The 14,030-nt window shown below is 35.0% G+C and carries 15 protein-coding genes, 1 riboswitch and 1 other annotated feature; of the genes, 11 read left to right on the plus strand and 4 right to left on the minus strand.

The window, feature by feature from the left end; genetic code table 11:
* Window positions 1–42: 42 nt before the first annotated feature.
* Window positions 43–1,317: a murein hydrolase activator EnvC family protein gene (locus tag KPL75_RS21275; protein ID WP_219917665.1), complete on the minus strand. Its 1,275-nt coding sequence runs from the start codon at window positions 1,315–1,317 to the stop codon at window positions 43–45.
* A 491-nt stretch (window positions 1,318–1,808) separates the two neighbouring features.
* Here KPL75_RS21275 and gltP point away from each other — a divergent pair, with 491 nt between their 5' ends.
* The 3 genes from gltP to KPL75_RS21290 all read left to right on the plus strand — a co-directional run bounded on the left by gltP (window position 1,809) and on the right by KPL75_RS21290 (window position 5,306).
* Window positions 1,809–3,083: a glutamate/aspartate:proton symporter GltP gene (gene gltP, locus KPL75_RS21280; RefSeq protein WP_002086711.1), complete on the plus strand. Its 1,275-nt coding sequence runs from the start codon at window positions 1,809–1,811 to the stop codon at window positions 3,081–3,083.
* Window positions 3,084–3,150: 67 nt separating this feature from the next.
* Entirely contained in the window at window positions 3,151–3,669 is a 519-nt protein-coding gene (locus KPL75_RS21285; RefSeq protein WP_219917666.1) for a ribonuclease FAU-1 family protein, read from the plus strand.
* Between the two features lie 120 nt (window positions 3,670–3,789).
* A riboswitch (SAM riboswitch) is annotated at window positions 3,790–3,895 on the plus strand.
* 94 nt (window positions 3,896–3,989) lie between these two features.
* Window positions 3,990–5,306 carry a Na+/H+ antiporter NhaC family protein gene (locus KPL75_RS21290; RefSeq protein WP_219917667.1) on the plus strand — a complete coding sequence of 439 codons (1,317 nt, stop codon included), beginning with the start codon at window positions 3,990–3,992 and terminating at the stop codon, window positions 5,304–5,306.
* 68 nt (window positions 5,307–5,374) lie between these two features.
* On the opposite strand, the gene KPL75_RS21295 is transcribed toward KPL75_RS21290, so the two are convergent.
* A complete protein-coding gene (locus KPL75_RS21295) occupies window positions 5,375–5,797 on the minus strand; it encodes a GNAT family N-acetyltransferase (protein WP_219917669.1) in 423 nt (140 codons plus the stop codon).
* A gap of 309 nt (window positions 5,798–6,106) precedes the next feature.
* Between KPL75_RS21295 and KPL75_RS21300 the strand changes: the two genes are divergently transcribed.
* From KPL75_RS21300 to KPL75_RS21325, 6 genes are all read left to right on the plus strand, one after another.
* Window positions 6,107–6,463, plus strand: a complete 357-nt coding sequence (locus KPL75_RS21300) for a lmo0954 family membrane protein (protein ID WP_219917671.1) — start codon at window positions 6,107–6,109, stop codon at window positions 6,461–6,463.
* 49 nt (window positions 6,464–6,512) lie between these two features.
* Window positions 6,513–7,175, plus strand: a complete 663-nt coding sequence (locus tag KPL75_RS21305; RefSeq protein WP_219917674.1) for a PspA/IM30 family protein — start codon at window positions 6,513–6,515, stop codon at window positions 7,173–7,175.
* A gap of 106 nt (window positions 7,176–7,281) precedes the next feature.
* On the plus strand, window positions 7,282–8,022 hold the full coding sequence (liaF, locus tag KPL75_RS21310) for a cell wall-active antibiotics response protein LiaF (RefSeq protein ID WP_219917676.1): 741 nt from the start codon (window positions 7,282–7,284) through the stop codon (window positions 8,020–8,022).
* The gene (locus KPL75_RS21315) at window positions 8,022–9,077 is read left to right on the plus strand and encodes a sensor histidine kinase (RefSeq protein WP_219917677.1); all 1,056 of its coding nucleotides are present in this window, start codon (window positions 8,022–8,024) and stop codon (window positions 9,075–9,077) included. The genes liaF and KPL75_RS21315 overlap by 1 nt, the downstream gene beginning before the upstream one ends.
* A complete protein-coding gene (locus tag KPL75_RS21320) occupies window positions 9,074–9,706 on the plus strand; it encodes a response regulator (RefSeq protein WP_219917679.1) in 633 nt (210 codons plus the stop codon). The genes KPL75_RS21315 and KPL75_RS21320 overlap by 4 nt, the downstream gene beginning before the upstream one ends.
* Before the next feature lie 10 nt (window positions 9,707–9,716).
* Window positions 9,717–10,073, plus strand: coding sequence for a DUF3992 domain-containing protein (locus KPL75_RS21325; protein WP_219917681.1), 357 nt, complete (start codon window positions 9,717–9,719; stop codon window positions 10,071–10,073).
* A 24-nt stretch (window positions 10,074–10,097) separates the two neighbouring features.
* Here the strand turns inward: KPL75_RS21325 and brnQ are convergent, their stop codons facing one another.
* Window positions 10,098–11,453 carry a branched-chain amino acid transport system II carrier protein BrnQ3 gene (gene brnQ, locus KPL75_RS21330; protein WP_219917683.1) on the minus strand — a complete coding sequence of 452 codons (1,356 nt, stop codon included), beginning with the start codon at window positions 11,451–11,453 and terminating at the stop codon, window positions 10,098–10,100.
* Window positions 11,454–11,513: 60 nt separating this feature from the next.
* Window positions 11,514–11,772, minus strand: a binding site (T-box leader).
* Between the two features lie 262 nt (window positions 11,773–12,034).
* On the opposite strand from brnQ, the gene KPL75_RS21335 reads away from it, so the two are divergent.
* A complete protein-coding gene (locus KPL75_RS21335; protein ID WP_000880630.1) occupies window positions 12,035–12,244 on the plus strand; it encodes a hypothetical protein in 210 nt (69 codons plus the stop codon).
* Window positions 12,245–12,283: 39 nt separating this feature from the next.
* Here the strand turns inward: KPL75_RS21335 and KPL75_RS21340 are convergent, their stop codons facing one another.
* The gene (locus KPL75_RS21340) at window positions 12,284–13,060 is read right to left on the minus strand and encodes a class I SAM-dependent methyltransferase (RefSeq protein WP_219917685.1); all 777 of its coding nucleotides are present in this window, start codon (window positions 13,058–13,060) and stop codon (window positions 12,284–12,286) included.
* A gap of 108 nt (window positions 13,061–13,168) precedes the next feature.
* Here KPL75_RS21340 and KPL75_RS21345 point away from each other — a divergent pair, with 108 nt between their 5' ends.
* Window positions 13,169–14,020 carry a YhfM domain-containing protein gene (locus KPL75_RS21345; RefSeq protein ID WP_219917687.1) on the plus strand — a complete coding sequence of 284 codons (852 nt, stop codon included), beginning with the start codon at window positions 13,169–13,171 and terminating at the stop codon, window positions 14,018–14,020.
* The last annotated feature ends 10 nt before the right edge of the window (window positions 14,021–14,030 follow it).

A 14,030-nucleotide genomic window follows, 5' to 3' on the forward strand; every position in this document is an offset into this window, starting at 1 on the left:
GTGTGAAATGGTAGTGAAAAAACTCGGTATGCACCGAGTTTTTTATAATCCGATATAAGGAGATGGGTCGACTGCGTTTGTCTTGCCGACATTCCATTCTCCAATATGAAGTTCAAAGTGTAAATGTTGTCCGTAAGATTGACCGGTATTTCCCATAAAGCCAAGTTGATCGCCTTGTTTTACAGTTTGTCCATTGGATACAGAGCGACTATTCATATGTGCATACACTGTCGTATATGTTTTTCCGTTAACACGGTGAGATAAGTAAACAACGTTTCCGTAACTAGAGGATAATTCTGAACGGATAACAACACCATCTGCAGCGGCAATAATCGGAACTGTTCCCGAAGCTGCGATATCGATTCCTTTATGGTTATCTAAAGAACGTGCGCCGAATCCAGAAGTTTTTGATCCAGCCGCAGGTTTAATAAATCCACCTTTGTTCGTATCTTGCGGTGTTGGTGCGGCTTGTGTGCTTTCTTTAGCAGAAGCAGCGGCTTGTTTTTTTGCTTCCTCAGCCTTGCGTGCCTCTTCCGCTTTCCGAGCTTCCTCCGCACGTTTTTCTTCTTCAATTGCTTTTTGAACAGCTTGACGCTGGTTTTCTAAAATACCTTGTGACTCTTCTAATCCTTCAATCTCGGAATCTACTTTTGATACTTTCGTATGTAGATCTTTAATAAGAGTTTGTTGCTGTTGTTGATTACTTTGTAACTCTTGTTGTTTTTGCTCTAATTTTTGTTCAGATTCTTTCAGTTGTTGCTCTTTTTTCTCAACAGCCTCTTTTTCTGTCGTTACAGCATGTTGATCATCTGTTTGCTTTTTCACAATATCGGTATCGTTATTTAAAATTAAACTTACAGAATACATATTATCAACAAGATCAGCGATATTTGCAGAACTTGTTAATACTTCTGTAATGATACTCGTACGAGGCTTCTCTTGCATAGATTGTAGTCGTTGTTTAATAACCTCTTGACGTGTATCTATGTTTGTTTGTAATTGCTCTATATGTTTCTTTTTTTCAGCAATTGTTTGCTGCGTTTTGCTAATTTCTTTTTTTGTATCGTTTAATTCAGCTTCGTTTTTATTAATAGAAGTAGTTAATTCGTCGATTTTTTTTTGTAATTCCTGGATTTCTTTTTCTATTTGTTCTTTCTCAGCTGATTTATTTTGTAAGTCATTTTGTTTGCCTTCTAATTCAGATTGAATATTAGATAATTTATTTTCATTCGTTTCAGCGTATACGGGTGAAAGTAACGGGGAAACGAAAATCGTTCCAGCTGCTAAAACACTAAATGCTGCAAATTTCTTTTTCATTGTTGTATGGCTCCTTTCCCTATGAATGTTATATATCATAAGAAGAAGAGTGTCTATCGTTGTAATCATAATGTAAAGAAAATTTTATAATTTTGCTAAGTTTTGTCGGAATTTAGTGTTTTTTCGTAGTGTTTGTCATAAAGTTAAAATTCTTGAATGTATAGAAAAAGATATCAATTTCTATATTTTTTTAAAAAACATGGAAAATAATGGAATTTTCCATAACGAAACAGTAGTTTAATAACCTAACAATCACTAGTAAGGAATCGATTTCATGTGAGGTTTTCTGACATGAGGTTTGTTTTTGTCAAGAAAATTATTTGCATTCGTGCAAACTTATTTTGTTGTCAGATTTTAAATTTTGATTTATGATTTTTAACAGGGACAAAATGTAGTGAATTGTCGAATAATATGTAATACTCTTAATTTCAAGTTTTATAGAGATAGAATGAGAGATAGAGTGACACATCGAAGAGGGGGTTACCACAAGTATGAAAAGAATAGGACTTGCATGGCAAATTTTAATAGGACTTGCGCTTGGTATTGCAGTTGGGGCGATTTTCTTTGGCAATCCGGAAGTGGTGAAGTACTTACAGCCAATTGGTGATATTTTCATCCGATTAATTAAGATGATTGTTGTACCGATTGTTGTAGCTAGTATTGTTGTTGGGGTTGCTGGTGTTGGCGATGTTAAGAAGTTAGGTCGACTAGGCGGAAAAACAATTATTTACTTTGAAATTATTACAACGATTGCAATTGCTGTTGGTCTATTAATAGCGAACATTTTCCAACCTGGAAAAGGCGTTGATATGGATAAGTTAACAAAAACAGATATTTCTAAATATACACATACGACAGAGCAAGTACAAAGTCATTCGTTCGCGGATACGTTTGTAAATATTGTTCCGACGAACATTATGAAATCATTAGCTGAAGGTGATATGCTTGCTATTATCTTCTTCTCAGTATTATTTGGTTTAGGTGTAGCAGCAGTTGGTGAGCGTGGCAAACCAGTTCTACAATTTTTCCAAGGTGTGGCAGATGCAATGTTTTATGTAACGAACCAAGTTATGAAGTTTGCACCATTTGGTGTATTCGCATTAATTGGTGTTACAGTTTCTACATTCGGATTAGCTTCATTAATTCCATTAGGGAAATTACTCATTGTAGTATATGGGGCGATGATATTCTTCGTTGTGGTCGTATTAGGACTTACAGCGAAAATATTCGGTATTAACATTTTTCAATTCTTTAAAATTTTAAAAGACGAGCTGATCTTAGCGTATTCTACAGCAAGTTCAGAAACGGTTTTACCGAAAATTATGGAGAAAATGGAGAAATTCGGTTGTCCGAAAGCAATTACGTCTTTCGTTATTCCGACAGGTTATTCATTTAACTTAGATGGATCAACTTTATATCAAGCAATTGCGGCAATTTTCTTAGCGCAAATGTACGGTATTGAATTATCCATTACACAACAAATTACATTATTACTTGTATTAATGGTTACATCAAAAGGTATCGCGGGTGTACCGGGCGTATCATTCGTTGTATTATTAGCAACACTTGGTACAGTTGGTATTCCAGCTGAAGGTTTAGCATTTATTGCAGGTATTGACCGTATTCTAGATATGGCTCGTACGGCAGTTAACGTTGTAGGTAACTCTTTAGCGGCTGTAGTTATGTCTAAGTGGGAAGGTCAATATGACGCTGAAAAAGGACAAGCCTATTTAAAAGAGATATCTGAAAAGGGTCAAGCGGCTTAATTATGATTTGAAAAGCTCTCACATATTATGTGAGAGCTTTTCTGTATGTAGAAGAGGAGAGAAAGTTATGAAACGTAAGTACGGTGATGGTTCTACGTGGAAGCGATTATTAGAGAAGACATACACAGTAAAACAAGCTGAAGCAGGTATGTTAGGAATATTGGATATAAAAAAGGTGAGAGAGCCTAGTTATAAAGAATACAATAGTAAAGAGCTTTGCATTGCAGGTGATGGGTATACATGGATGCAATATTTTATAAACGGGAAAAACTTTGCAATTACAGCTATGTTAGACAATCAAAAACAATTAGTGCAATATTATATCGATGTGACGAAAGAATTTAAAATAGACGAGCATGGTTTACCTTATTTTGATGATTTATATTTAGATGTCGTATTGTTACCAAACGGTGAGATTTATGTATTAGATGAAGATGAGTTAGAGGATGCTTATAGAATGGACGATGTTACGAAGGAAGAATATGAATTAGCTTGGCATACAACGAAATGGATTGTAGCAACGATAAAAAATGGAGAATTTTATTGGATCTCAGTATTGGATAAAGAAATTGAAAAGTTAAAATGATTGATGTATTCATATTTTTGTATAATTACCAAAAAAAACTATACAAAAAATAATTGACTTTTGTTTTGTAAGCGAGTAAAGTTAGGAAAGAAATTATTATTAAAAAATAAATATGAAACCTTCTTATAAAGAGAGGCGGAGGGACTGGCCCTACGATGCCTCGGCAGCGGACTCGATTTCAGAGTGCTGTGCCAAATCCAGCAAGCATGTGCTTGAAAGATGAGAAGAGTGTTTCTTATAGATGTATAAGACCTCTTCTCATCGGAAGAGGTCTTTTGTTATTCATTAGAAAAGGTTGAAAACTAGGGAGAGATGATACGTTGAAAGAAACGAGAGGAAATGGTTTAGCGTTATTACCACTTGGAATATTTTTGGCGCTATTTATTGGTTCTGGAATTATTACAGGTGATTTCTATAAATTGCCGATACTTGTAGCAATTTCAATTGCTGTAGGAATTGCTTTAGTGATGAATCGTAAAGAAAGCTTTAATGTGAAAGTAGAACGATTTGCTAAAGGTGCAGGAAATCCGGATATTATGATTATGGTATTAATTTTTGTACTTGCAGGGGCGTTTTCTGAAACAGCAAAAGGAATGGGCGGAGTTGATTCAACTGTTAATTTAGCGTTATCTATTTTGCCACCAGGATTTATCGTTGCTGGAATTTTTGTTATAGGGGCATTTATTTCATTAGCGATGGGAACTTCAATGGGAACAATTGCAGCACTAGCACCAATTGCTGTAGGTATTAGTGGGCAAACTGATATCTCAATTGCACTTGCGATGGCTACGGTTGTGGGCGGAGCGATGTTTGGTGATAATTTATCATTTATTTCAGATACAACAATTGCTGCTGTTCGTTCACAAGGAACAGAAATGAAAGATAAGTTTAAAACGAACTTTTTAATTGTATTACCAGCCGCTATTATTACAATTGTACTATTAGTAATAATTACTTTAGGAAGTGATACACAAGTTAAAGCCCATAGTTTTGACTGGATAAAGATTTTACCGTATGCAGGAGTACTTATTACCGCGCTACTTGGCTGGAATGTACTTATTGTGTTAACTGGTGGAACTGTATTATCTGGCGCTATAGGTCTTATAGATGGAAGTTACACGTTGGAGAGTTTCTTTAAAAGTGTAACGACTGGAATGGGCGGTATGATGGAGTTAGTATTACTTGCCATTTTAATCGGTGGTATGGTCGAACTGATCCAATATAATGGTGGTATTCAATATTTAATGAATCTTTTAACGCATAATATTCGTTCGAAAAAAGGAGCAGAGTTCGGTATTGCTGGCTTAGTGAGTATGACGAATATGTGTACAGCAAACAATACAATCTCTATCATTTTTACAGGTCCGCTTGCGAAAAATATTGCAGATCAGTATGAAATTGATCCCCGTAAATCAGCGAGTGTACTGGATCTTTTCTCTTGCTGTGTACAAGGGTTAATCCCATATGGTGCTCAAATGTTAACAGCGGCAGGATTTGCTGCGTTATCTCCGGTCGAATTGTTACCATATGCATTTTATCCAATTTTAGTTGGAGTATGTGGAATCATTTCTATATTAATTGGTTTCCCGAGGTTTTCTAAAGTGGCGGAAAAAAAAGAGTATCATAAAACTGCATAGCATAAAGAGACATTTATTATTAGCAGTTGAAAACGCTCGGAGAATATTCTCTGAGCGTTTTTTATTATTTATAAATCCTTTTTCAAATAGTAGTGCTTATAATCTCTTCCTACGTTATCGAGGATACCATACTCTTTATAACCGTATTTTTTATAGAAATCTAATGCTTGAAAGCTTAAAGTGTCAACTTTAATAAAATCACAATTTCTTTCTAAAGCGATTTTTTCTACTTCTAATAACAGTTTAGTTCCATACCCTAATGCACGTATATCTTCATCCATGATAAAAGAGTGAATCTCTAACCAATTCCAACAGACTTCACCTAATATCCCCCCGCGTATTTTACCATTTTCATCTTTAAGAAATAAATGAATCTCTAAGTATCTGTCTCTTAAATCAGATGGAAAGTGCTTTAAATTATATTCATAAAGCTGATTGTTTATATGTTTTTTAGCGTCGGTATTGATTTCTTTCGTAATGTGTAAATTCATGATATATCCCCTTTAATTTAAATATAACTTTCTGATTTATTTTAACATAATTTTCTTAATATTTTTTTAATGTAATTTAATAAAAGTTTGTACGTATTGCTAATTTTTTTGACGCGCAAGTTGAGATTCTCATTCGTTATTGAATAAGAATTTTTCTGTATCTATACGCATCGCATACATGTTCGTTTTGCAAAAGGCTGAATGCAACTCGGTCTTAAGTCTGAGTCGAAAACAGTTCTTAAGCTCGTTATGGAAATATGAAAAAATAGTTAAGATAAGAGTATCAAATCGAAGGGAGGCAAGCACAAGATGAAACAATTTCTAGCGTTTATCGCAGCCGGTATTTTGGCTTTAATTGCTCTTGGTAGTCTTGCTGGTATTGTAGGATTCGCCATTGGAGCAGGAGTTGTGTACTGGAGCTATAAATCATTTGTGCGAGCTAAATCATTCTTTGGAAAGTTAGCTTGGGGTATTGTTGGTTTAATCGGTTTGTCCATTGCACTTTCTCATTCCCCAGCATTAATCGGTATCGCAGCATTAGTAGTTTTATACTACGGTTACCGTGAGTGGAAAAAAGAAAAAAATGTAGTTGTTGATTCTGCTCCAGAAAGTTCTAAAGCATATAGCAACTTTGAAGATGAGTGGAACAAGTTAATGAAAAACTAATATAAAATGAATCAAATCAAATTATAAAGTAGAAGAGAGGAAGATTATAATGAAACAATCTTTATTCGGACGTGTACGCGATGCAATTTTAGCTGATTTTCATAATGTGTTAGATGAGAAAGAAAGAAAAAATCCAATTGCTATGTTAAACCAATATTTACGCGACAGTGAGCGTGAAATAACAAAAATTGAGAAGTTAATTCAGCGTCATAAAACATTAAAATCTAACTTTGCTCGTGAGCTTGAGCAAGCACGTTATTTCGTTAGTAAAAGATCAAAGCAAGCTATCATCGCACAAGAAGCAGGAGAATTACAATTGCATGAACGCGCATTAGAGGAAGTAGCGTATTATGAAGGGCAAGTAACTCGCTTAGAAGAAATGTATGCTGGCGTTGTAGAGCAAATTGATGAGTTAGAGCGTCGTCTTTCAGAAATGAAAAATAAATTAAAAGAAATGAACGCAAAGCGTATGGAATTAATGGCACGTGAAAATATGGCACATGCAAACCGCCGTATGAATACTGCTATTCATAAAATGGATGAAAATAATCCGTTTTTACGATTCGAAGAAATTGAAGATCACATTCGTGACATAGAGCTGCGTATAAATGAAGAGCATGAGCGTGATACATTTGATATGAAAATTGCAAAACTAGAGCATGAAATGAAAGAGAAAAATGAAGTATCGTTAACGAAAGAAGTAACAAAATAATTGTAGTATATAATAAAACAGGCTTATGATATAGTGATAGAAGAAAAGGTGTTGGAAAGCAATGCCTTTTCTTCTATGTATATGTGACAAGGAGGGGGGAGCTGAAATGAAGAAGCAATTTTCAAAAACACAATTAATGGGGATGCTCCTCATCATATTTGGATTCGGTCTTTTTCTTGATATGATACTTGGACATTTTGAACCAGGTGGTCTAATTTTTGCATTTATTATGATTATGTTTGGAAGACATTATCGAAAGAAGAACCGTTATGTAAGAGGGAATGTATTTTTATTTGTCGGTGGTATTGTATTCTTATTCTTCTTATTTTCATCAGCAGCATTCGTACTTGTTGTGTTTGCTTGTTTAGCTTTAATTGGTTATCAACTTATCCAACAAGGACATCAGCAAAAAGCAATGAAAGTTGAAATTAAAGAAAAGGGATATATAGATGAAGAAAAACAAATATATCGTACAGAACCGTATATAAAAAATATGTTTGTAGGTAATGTCCGGATGATGGATCATATTTATGAACTTGAGGATATTAACGTCCAATATGGTGCTTGTGATGTTGAAATTGATTTAACAACTGCGATGATTCCAGAGGGAGAAACGGTAATTGTTATTCGGGGAGTCATTGGTAATATTCGTTTATATGTGCCGTATGATATTGAATTGTCTTTAAATCATTCTGTTATTGTTGGGCGCGTGCTCTTGCCAGGACACGAAGAAACGGGATTTAACCGTAATGTTACGTTTAGAACAGAACAGTATAAAGAAGCTCCTCGTCGTATTAAAATTATTTCTTCGCTTGTCGTAGGCGATACGGAAGTGAGGAAAGTATAATGAAAAAACAAAGGAATATTTCATGGATGTATATTCGTTATTCTATGTTATCTTCTGTAAGTATCGCACTTATTTGTACGATTGTTTATGTATGGAAAAGTGAGCAACAAGTTTATGATATATTATGGAAAGAATCCATCGCTTCTGTTCCAATTGGCTTGTTTATTATGAGTACCAGTCTCCTTATCGGAGGAATTGTAGGGTATGCAATCGGTTATTATATAGAGCAGCGTATACAAGGATTAAATACTTTTCTGTTCGAAGTAGAACGAGGGAATTTTCCAAGTGATGTTTCATTTACTGCGGATGATGAATTTCATGAAGTGGAACGAAAAGTAATTGGTCTTGCTCGTCGCTTAGAAGAGCAAGCTGGGCTATTTCAAAAAGTAACGAATGAACGAGCCCATTGGAATGAAGAGATGAGACAAGAAGCGATTTCTCAAGAAAGGCATCGATTAGCGAGAGAGCTGCATGATTCTGTAAGTCAGCAGCTTTTTGCAATGTCGATGATGATGTCAGCCATTAATGAACAAGTAGCTGAAATTCCAGACACAACGAAAAAACAGTTACAGCTTGTTGAGAATATGGTTGTAAATGCACAATCAGAAATGAGAGCATTACTTCTTCATTTACGCCCAGTGCAGTTAGAAGGTAAGAAACTAACAGAGGGTATAGAAGAATTATTAACAGAACTGTCTAGAAAGCAACATATGAAAATTGAATGGTTAATTGAACCGATACAATTAAAAAAAGGTGTAGAGGATCATTTATTCCGTATTGTACAAGAGGCGCTGTCTAATACTTTACGGCATGCGAAGGCAAAGAAAACCGAAGTACGCCTTCGTAAAATTGATCAATATGCGATTTTGAAAATTATTGATGATGGTGTTGGTTTTAAAGTTGGAGTTAATAAGGCAGGTTCATACGGCTTAAGGTCAATGCAAGAGCGAGTTCATGAAATTGGTGGTACATTAAAAGTTCTTAGTTTTCCGAGTAAAGGTACGCAAATAGAAGTGAAAGTACCGATTATGATTGAGAGAGGAGGAGAATCATGATAAAAGTATTACTAGTTGATGATCATGAAATGGTTCGAATGGGTGTATCAGCATATTTATCAACGCAGCCAGATATTGAAGTAGTTGGAGAAGCTGAAAATGGAAGAAAAGGTTCAGAGTTAGCTTTGCAATTAAGACCGGATATTATTTTAATGGACCTTGTTATGGATGAGATGGACGGGGTTGAAGCAACACGTGCTATTATTCAAGAATGGCCAGAAGCGAAAATTGTAGTTGTAACGAGCTTTTTAGATGATGAAAAGTTGTATCCTGTTATTGAGGCGGGAGCGACAAGTTATTTATTAAAAACATCAAGAGCGAGTGATATTGCAGACGCTGTACGAGCTACTTATGCTGGGGAAACGGTATTAGAGCCGAAAGTTACTGGCAAAATGATGTCTCGTATGCGTCAGATGAAAGAACAACCTTTGCATGAGGATTTAACAGAAAGAGAGTCTGAAATTTTGTTATTAATTGCAGAGGGGAAAAGTAATCAAGAGATTGCAGATGAGTTGTTTATTGCCCTTAAAACAGTAAAGACACATGTGAGTAATATATTAAATAAGTTAAATGTAAGTGACCGGACACAGGCGGTTATTTATGCGTTTAGACACCAATTGACGAAATAAGAAAGAAGCTTTGACTATATATGGTCAAAGCTTTTTGTTGACGGTTATATATGTAAGCGTTATCATTAAGGTGTTAACAGTACATACAAAGGGGAGAGAGTGTATGTTAGTTCAAACGATATTTGGAATGGATGAAACGAAAAAATTAGGTAACTATGTGAATGCGTTGCAAGCACTTTTTGAACAATATGATATTGAAACAGATCGTATTGCAATTATTGAGGCAACAGAAGAACATTATTTATTTCTAGTGAAGCAAGAAGATTGCTATGATGTTGTAAAAGTAGAAACAGTGGATACGAATATTGATTACTATACGAAAGCCTATAAAGTAAGTAGCTTTAATCATACTTCTTATCAAATGTAAAAAACTCCCGAAATGGGAGTTTTTTTATGATGCTTTCGATTCAGGTGAATGGTCCGTTAATGGTACTGCTTTTGCACCACTTAATTTTGCGATAGCAAAACCGATAATAGCCCCAACTAATGCTGGTACTAACCAGCCGATTCCTTCATTATATAATGGAATAAACTCGAAATAAGATGTGATAAATGAAACAGGAATATTCCCTTGTTTTAATCCGTCAAAAACGCTAACAACTGCTGTTCCGATTAAAGCACATACATAAACAGATCGATAGCCACCGAAATATTTATGAAGTAATGATAATAACACGAGTACAATTGCAACTGGATATACAACAAGTAAAATAGGAACAGAGATTGCAATAATTTTTGTTAAACCTAAATTGGCAACTAATAATCCTAACAAGCAAATGACGCTTGCTAACGTTTTGTATGAAAATTTTGTCAATAATGTTGAGAAGTATTGACTGCATGCAGATACAAGTCCAACGCATGTTGTTAAGCAAGCGAGTGTAACGATAAGAGATAACAGAATTAGACCATATGGACCGAATAATTGTTGTACGATAACGGTAAGTAGCTGTCCTCCATTGTTTGCGTATCCAAGAGAGACACTAGTTGTACCGAGCCAGCCAAGTGCACCATATACAAGTACGAGGCCGGTAGCGGCAATAAGTCCTGCTTTTGCTGTTGCGATGGCAATTGATTTACGGTCATTCACACCTTTTGAGCGAATGGCATTTACAACGATAATCCCAAATGCAAGTGCTGAAATGGTATCCATCGTTAAGTATCCTTCCATAAAACCTTTGAAAATTGGAGAAGTTTGATACTCTTGCATGGCTGGTCCAGATTGCCCGAGGGGTGTAAATACACTCTTAACGAATAATAAGAAAATAGAGAGTAATAAAATAGGTGTTAATACACTTCCGATACGATCGACGAGCTTAGAAGGGTTTAAACTAAGCCAAAATACGATAGCAAAGAAGATGACTGTGTATAAAAATAGGGCTAGGCTGCTAGAGCGAATAGATTCTGGTAAGAAAGAACTAACTCCCATTTCATAAGCGACATTAGCGACACGCGGAATGCCCATAGATGGACCAATTGCAATGTATACAATTACCGTAAAGAATATTCCGAATGATGGGTGAACATGACTCGCAAGTTGCTGCATTCCATTTCCTGATAAAGAAATAGCGATAACAGTAAGTAGCGGTAAGCCGACTCCTGTTAGTAAAAAACCAATCATTGCTGGCCAAAAGTTTTCACCAGCATTTTGTCCAAGCATTGGAGGGAAAATTAAATTTCCTGCTCCAAAAAATAAAGAAAATAGCATAAGACCTGTGAAAAAAACATGTTTTTTTGATACAGTGTTCATTGTTTTTTTTCCTCCTTTTTTGTAAATTCATTGTAAGAACACAAAAAACTCGTCCCTTAAGAAAGGGACGAGTTATATTTACCCGCGATACCACCCTAATTTATACATGTAGAAATATATCTATATGTATACGGCTTTACAACGTACAACATGATACGTGTTCCTTGTAACGGGGGACGACCGGTAAGAACTTACTTCAGCATTCGGTTCTACTTCTCGGAGATGATTTTCGGTTACGAACTGAGCATTGGCTTTCAGCAAAATACCAACTCTCTGGGGAACAGCCCTATAACGTACTCGTTCTCGTCAATGAATTTTTATACAAGTATTCTGACAACATTCTCACATGTTTTTTTTAGAAAGTCAACATATTTTTTGGGAAATACACTTTTCTGTAGAAATATAGCTGAGAATATAGGGGTTAATGCTGTTTGTAAAAATGCTGTAAAACATTATAGAGAATTGTAAAGTTTATGGAGAAAATCGTTATTTATAGGAGTAAGGGAGGAATTGTTTGAATTTGCAGAGAATAATACAACAATCCACTTGCTGGAAAGAACAAACCAAAAGAGGTGACTGAAATGCTTGCGATGGGAGTATTATTTGGCATTATTGCTATAATTGGTTTTATGTGGTTATATTATTCGCGTTCGTTTAAACAAGCAGAAGTTTTACTCTTTCAAAAAGGTAGTTTGTTGACAAATCAGTCTAGATATTTAGTATGTCCGAAGTGTGGAAGTGCACAGGCCAGGAGTGGAGGATATCAAGAGTGTTGCAAAATTAGATTATGAAAGAAGGAAGCCTCACATTATTTTGTGAGGCTTCCTTCCTTACAATTTTTTCGCACTCCAAATTGTCCAACGATCTCTTTCGATGATAGGAGAGACGTTTTGTAATGCCGTTTGGATATGATATAGAAGTTGAGAAAGTTCATTATCTGTTAATTCATATAGAATGGATCGTCCGGTTCGAGGAGATAAATCTTGCAGCAATGCTTCTACAGAATCATGTGTTTTTCGTACTTCCCATTGTGTTTGTATGGGGAACACTTGAAGAGAATATTTTTGTAATTCTTGCTGTATAGTAGTGGTTTTTGGTCTTCTTTTTGATTCTATTTCAATGAGTTTTGGAAATACAGAGAAAAAATATCCACGAATGTGTTCAGGATTTCCTGGAATTGTACAATCTTCAATAGTTCGGTCTTGTAAAATAAGCGTACCGTCTTTCTTTAATATGCGAGAAGCCTCTCGTATAAATATAGGGATATCTTGTAAGTGATGAATGACGGCACGCGAAATGACAAGGTCGAATGTTTCGTTAGGATATGGAATATTATGTGCATCACCGTGAATGAATGAAATGTTTGGGAAGGCATTACAATTTTCTTTTGCAGCTTGTAATATTTCTTTTGAAAAATCAAGCCCAACAACACTTTTGGCTCCCATAAGAGCAAGTTCTTTCGTATAAATGCCGCCACCACAACCTATATCAATTACTTTTTTCTTTTGCACATCTGTAATATTGTTTATTGTGTCCTGCCATGAAATATGTGCGTTACGATTTGCATACGTATACTTATTATTTGCATCATGAAAATTAATGGACATTGTAAAATCCTCCCTTCAGTGTATAGTATAGCTCATTCTATATAATGTAACGTTTTTGTTTTATGTATGAGGATTATAAGAATTTCTTATTGGAAAAGGAGAATCGATTTGAAAGGGAAATATTTAATGTTTTTATGTGTTATTTTACTCGCGTCGTGTGGTCAAGCCGAGAAAAAGAAAGAATCGAAACAAGTAGAGGAGACAGTGAATGAAGTGAAAGAGCCATTACAAGTAACTGTTATACAAAAAGGTAAAGAAGAAAAAAATTTGAAGAAAATGGATGCGGAGTTGTTGGTGGATATTATAAACAAAGCGGAAAAACAAGATGTAACGGGTAGTTTTGGTGAACCGGAATATGAAATACAAATTAGTAGAGATGGAAAAAAAGAAACATATTATGCATGGTTAAGAGGAGAAGACCGCCGTGGATGGGTGCAGTATAAGAAAGATATGTATATGCTTAACGAAAAAGATACGGAAAAGCTTTTGGCTATATTTCCAAATATTCCAGAACAAAAAGAAGATGAGATGCAGGTAGGTACTTTAACGGAAGTAACAAAAAAAGACATGCAGATTACTGCGTTTCATATTAAAGCAGGTGATCAAAAAATGAATTATACAGTACGTTATACGATTTCACAATCACTATATAATAAGTTAGCAAAGGAACAAGAATATTATTTGCAATTAATTTTCCCAGAAAAGGTTCAAAAATTAATTGGCGCAAAAGAGAGTGAAATAATTTTAGCTGAAAAAGTAAAGGAAGGGTATAAACAGTATGAATTGAATGTTACTGTTCCGATAAAAGATGCTTCAGAATCACAACTAAAATCACTAGAAGCCTATTATAATAATTACGATTTACAAATATTAAATAGTAAGAAAGAAAAAGTAGGAGCATTTCAAAATATTATTCAAATTGTTAAAGAGTATGGTGAAAAAATGAATTTACAAAGATAAAGTGAAACTT

The organism is Bacillus sp. NP247 (genome assembly GCF_018966865.1).
GTDB lineage: Bacteria > Bacillota > Bacilli > Bacillales > Bacillaceae_G > Bacillus_A.